Raw genomic sequence first — 4560 nt, 5'->3', positions numbered from 1 at the left:
AGGTGCCCTATGGGCTATGGATTTGTGGAAAAGTCGACATGAACGCTATGGACAGGGCATGGAAAACGGAAAAACTGTTTTCCACTAAAGGCTACATAATGACCCATGATTGCAGTTTGATGCCCGATCCAAAACTGGAAGAACCTCAACATGGAACATATTTGGACCTTGAAATAGGAGGCCGGGCTCTTTTAACGAAGGATCAGCTGGCAACCGCCGACGGATTTTGCGGCGGCTCCGTCACCATCCGTTGTCGCGGCACCTTCGGGGTTCCCGGGGACACTCCCTGTGCCGTTATCGGTGGCCGTCTCACCACCTGCCGGCGGTGCCGCCGGCGGTTCGGTTAGCGGTGTTGCCGGCTTGTCGGGAAGCGGCGGCTTTTCTTCTGTCGGGGTTGTAACGGGATTCTTGGTACAAGCGGTCGTAACATAAGTACAATTAGCGGCACAGCTTAAAACGCCGCCATCAAATCCCTTGGAAGCACACGACGCTCCCGGCAAATCTGTGCCGTCACACTCCTCGCCGAGGACCGTGTGCGCTATATTATCGCCGCAGATAGCCTCAACGGCGCCAATGTCCGGGGAGTTCCCGCGCGGACTACCCAATTGATCCAACGTTCCTCCAGCTGGCGGGGAACCGTGATTAATGGCCATACTGGAGGCCAGAAGCGGAACATGGCTCTTTCCGGGAACATCGCTTGAGATCAACGTTCCAAGTCCTGTTGGTAGGCTTGCGTCATCGAAAAGGTCTCCGGTAAAAGAATCTACGGCACACCCAGTGGTGTCTTCAATGAGATTGTATCCCGATGATAAAAAAGCATTTTTGCAATTAGGTCCATCAACTGACGTATTGCCTGCGATGAGAGAATCTTTGACTACAATATAAACTGGATCAACAGATGCATTTATGAAAATTGCCCCGCCATTTTTCGCGCTATTCTTTGTTAATGTAACATGGGATTGTGTGAAAAAAGAACCGGATTCGGGGCCATCAGATGCCACCATCAACGCGCCACCATTAGAATTGAGGGCAGTATTATTGGCAAATGTGGTGTTCACGATAGCAGTCTTGCCTAGCATGGCATAGATAGCGCCACCGCCATATTCTGCACCGCTCTGCTTAACGGTATTGCTGATAAAGGCGCTATCTATAATGTCGCCATTCGTGTTAAATCCTAAAAAAATGGCTCCGCCCGAGCCTCGCGCACTATTTGCCAAAAATGTGGATCGCACAATTTGGAAGGTGGAACCATCGTTGACGAAAATAGCCCCTCCTGAAAGTTTAGAACTGTTTTCGGTGACAAGACAATCTACAAGAAATAGGTATCCGCCGCTTGTATAGAGAGCGGCGCCATTGATTTTCGTCTCGGCGCCTTTGAGAATAAGATTATGGATAGTTAGAATACCGGCTTGGCTGTTATTAATCAACCGATTCGCGCCCTTTTCGATCTGTGTAAGCGTGGCTCCGTTTCCTTTGATGGTGAGACTATGCTTAATCACTAGGGTTGGGCTAAGCGTGTACGTTTTATCTGCGTCCAGCTCTATCGTGTCAAGCGCAGGTGTTGAATTGGCGGTGGCGACCGCTTGAATGAGTTCCCCTGCAGTATGCGGATAGAACGTTTTCGCATCAACAGTTGCCGAGACGGCACAGGCCGCCAACACCGCCACGAACATCAGAAAATTATTTCTGGCCATTATGTTCTCCCATCACCCGCTAACGAACGGGATTGCCAAATTTATCTGCATCATTTTCGCCTGTAATAAGGACGTCAACATTGCCCGGAAAGCTAAGGGAACCGGTAAGGCTCGGACCGTAGAAGATGGCCGCCGCCCCCGAAGCGAAGATTCCATCCGGCTTATAACCGTAAGACCCTATTATTATATCGTCATTTCCATCTCCGTCGATATCACCGGCGCCGTAGAGTCCAAGACCAAACGCCGACGAATAGTCTGATATCGTATCTGTGATCGAGGCGTCCGTGCATGATGCGGAAAGATCGCAGGTAGAAATGCCGCTTGCCGACCCGGAGAACAGATACATCGTTCCGCTTGCTGCAACGGGAGTAGAAGGATCGTTAATACCGGAAACCACTAGGTCATCAAATCCGTCATTGTTAACATCCTGACCGCCGGAAACTTGCAGGCCCACATAACTGTCTGCGGACGGACCGGTGATGATGGTATCGGCCGCGCTTGCGGCAATATCACCGCTGAAAAGGGCGCTCCCGCCCAAGAAGACATAGACGCGGCCGTTTTTCGTGCCCGAGGGATATTCGTAAGCTCCCACAATTATGTCCGAATAACCGTCACCGTTTATGTCGCCGCCTGATGCATCGATAGAAAAGTAATCGGTGGCATTTTCACCGGTAAAGGTCGCATCGGCGTCGGCGGATGTAAGATTGCCGGTGAGTGTTGATCCGTAGAATAGATATGACCTGCCTTGGTTGGTATTGTAATCCGCAAAACCGATGACCACGTCATCTTTGTGATCTCCGTCAACGTCCCCGACACCAGCCAACCCGTTCATTCCGAAAGCGCGCTGTGTTATAGTGCCCGAGTCTGTGATCGAAAGATCGGCGTCACCTGTGGTCAGGGCGCCCGTGAACGATGCCCCCCCTAAAAAAACCAGGACAATTTCTTCATTAAGCCCCCAATGAATAAACATAAAATCGAAATAACCGTCGCCGTTAATGTCGCCCATACCGGACATTGAATATCCAAGAGCATCTGTTCCAGTGCTGTTTATAGTAGCGTCCGGCGTGCAGGTTGAAAGATCGCAGGTAGCAATGCCGGTTGCAGAACCGTAGAAAATATTAATGTAGCCAGGGCCTGCAGAAAAGTTAGGCATGCCCACGGCTATATCGGCATATCCGTCGCCGTTAACATCTCCCAAGACGGATACTTTTCCTTCAGTTCCATCGTCATCCTGGGCGCCGGTAATAATAGTATCGGCGTCTGCGGCCAGTTTTGACGCTGCAGGTGAAGCGCTACCCAGAAAGACGTAGGCACGGCCCTTCTTCAAACTGCCAAGATAGTTTGCGGCGTTTACCAGCAGGTCGGCGTAACCGTCCCCATTGATATCGTTCTTGACGGCAGAGGTAAACGTGTTGGTCGCGGCAACCGCCTTGGCCGACAGACCGGCGCTTGGCACGAACGCCGCGGGTATCGTGACGGTATACACCGTGCCATATTTCAGGTTGTAGCTTATTGTGTAAGTGACCGAGGTGAAATCTGCCGCCCATCCAAACGTTCCGGCTACCGAGGTGTCGGCCGGATCTTTAAGGCTCGTCCCGCTTTCAAATGCCGTACGGTCGGCCTCTGCAGAGACGGCTCCCGAAAAGGTGAACTTGACGTTGGAACGGAGCGGAATGGGGCTGGCGGTCAGTTCCAGCTCCGTGGCATCAAGGCGGACAAGCTTGATGCTTGAAACAGTGGCCGCGGCGGCGGCGGTGGTAAATGAGGCGGTTGCAGCGTCTATTGACGCGCCAGCCGCGTCAGTCAGGCCGGATACCGTCACGGTATAACTCGTATCCGCGTCAAAGGAATCATGCGCGCAGGTGGCGACAAGCGTGCTACTGTCATACGTCGTTGTGCAAAGGTTCGTATCGCTACCGGCGGCTTTTAAGGTCATTGCGCTGGTCCAATCCGAAGGCGCTGTAATAGCCGCGCTGAATGTGGCCGTAACAGACGCATCCAACGCCACACTTGTTGCGGCATCCGCAGGCGAAAAGGTCACTGTGACAGGGACAGCGGCGGCCGTGAACTGAAAGCTTGCGCCATCAAAAAAAGTTTTGTCCCCATATTCAATGGCTGGGCTCAAGCAGATAGTGTAGTTGGTTCCGGCTGTCAATGCGCTGGATGGCGTAAGGATGGGCCCGGTTGTATAGTATGGCAACTCGAATCTGATAGACGCGGCCAAAGCGTTCGCCGGATCGCAGACCGTTTCATCATACACCTCCTTAGACACGGACGACTTTGGCAGGGCCGAAACATCCGCAAGAACGGTTGGAACGATAAAGAACGTAGAGGAATTTACGGTAGATGCGACAATGCTCTTTGAAAAAATGTATGTGAAAGAGCTGTCAATAGGAACGTCCGTTGACCCCTCTATGCTCGTCACATCCAGGGCCGCCGTTCCGCTATTTCCACTACCACCGCTACATCCCAAAACAACTGTAAACGCCAAAAGCACCGCAAACATTGACCTTTTCATAGATATCCCCCCCACTTTTTTTTGACATTCATTGTTAACCATGACTGACCCTAACCGCGTGAGTTTAATATACAGGTTGATGCGAAATTTTACAATCTAAATTTAGAGATATGAAAAAAGGTCATTGCGAGGAGGCATTGCCGACGAAGAAAAACGCGTGTGACCGATGGTTCCTCAGGCGCGGCTGAATGCATGTGTCAATAAAAGACGGAGTCAAAAGTTGTTACCGGCCGGTCACATAACCACAAGACGTATAACCACAAGACGGAGTCAAGAGTTACAGAAGTGACGGAAATAACCACAAGACGGAGTCAAGAGTTACAGAAGTGACGGAAATAACTACAAGAC

General features: G+C 51.4%; 2 protein-coding genes. Both read right to left on the bottom strand.

Features of this window, described 5'->3' with window-relative positions:
- Positions 1 to 191: 191 nt before the first annotated feature.
- The gene (locus COV46_05965) at positions 192 to 1694 is read right to left on the bottom strand and encodes a hypothetical protein (protein PIR17025.1); all 1503 of its coding nucleotides are present in this window, start codon (positions 1692 to 1694) and stop codon (positions 192 to 194) included.
- Between the two features lie 19 nt (positions 1695 to 1713).
- Positions 1714 to 4254 carry a hypothetical protein gene (locus COV46_05960; protein ID PIR17024.1) on the bottom strand — a complete coding sequence of 847 codons (2541 nt, stop codon included), beginning with the start codon at positions 4252 to 4254 and terminating at the stop codon, positions 1714 to 1716.
- Between the last annotated feature and the right edge of the window lie 306 nt (positions 4255 to 4560).

Source organism: Deltaproteobacteria bacterium CG11_big_fil_rev_8_21_14_0_20_49_13 (assembly GCA_002796305.1).
Classification (GTDB): Bacteria; UBA10199; UBA10199.
This window is presented reverse-complemented; position numbering and strand designations above follow the sequence as displayed.

Excerpts from the sequence above, each read along its gene's own strand:
- COV46_05965 (PIR17025.1), bottom strand. The coding sequence starts at position 1,694 with ATGGCCAGAAATAATTTTCTGATGTTCGTGGCGGTGTTGGCGGCCTGT.
- COV46_05960 (PIR17024.1), bottom strand. The coding sequence starts at position 4,254 with ATGGTTAACAATGAATGTCAAAAAAAAGTGGGGGGGATATCTATGAAA.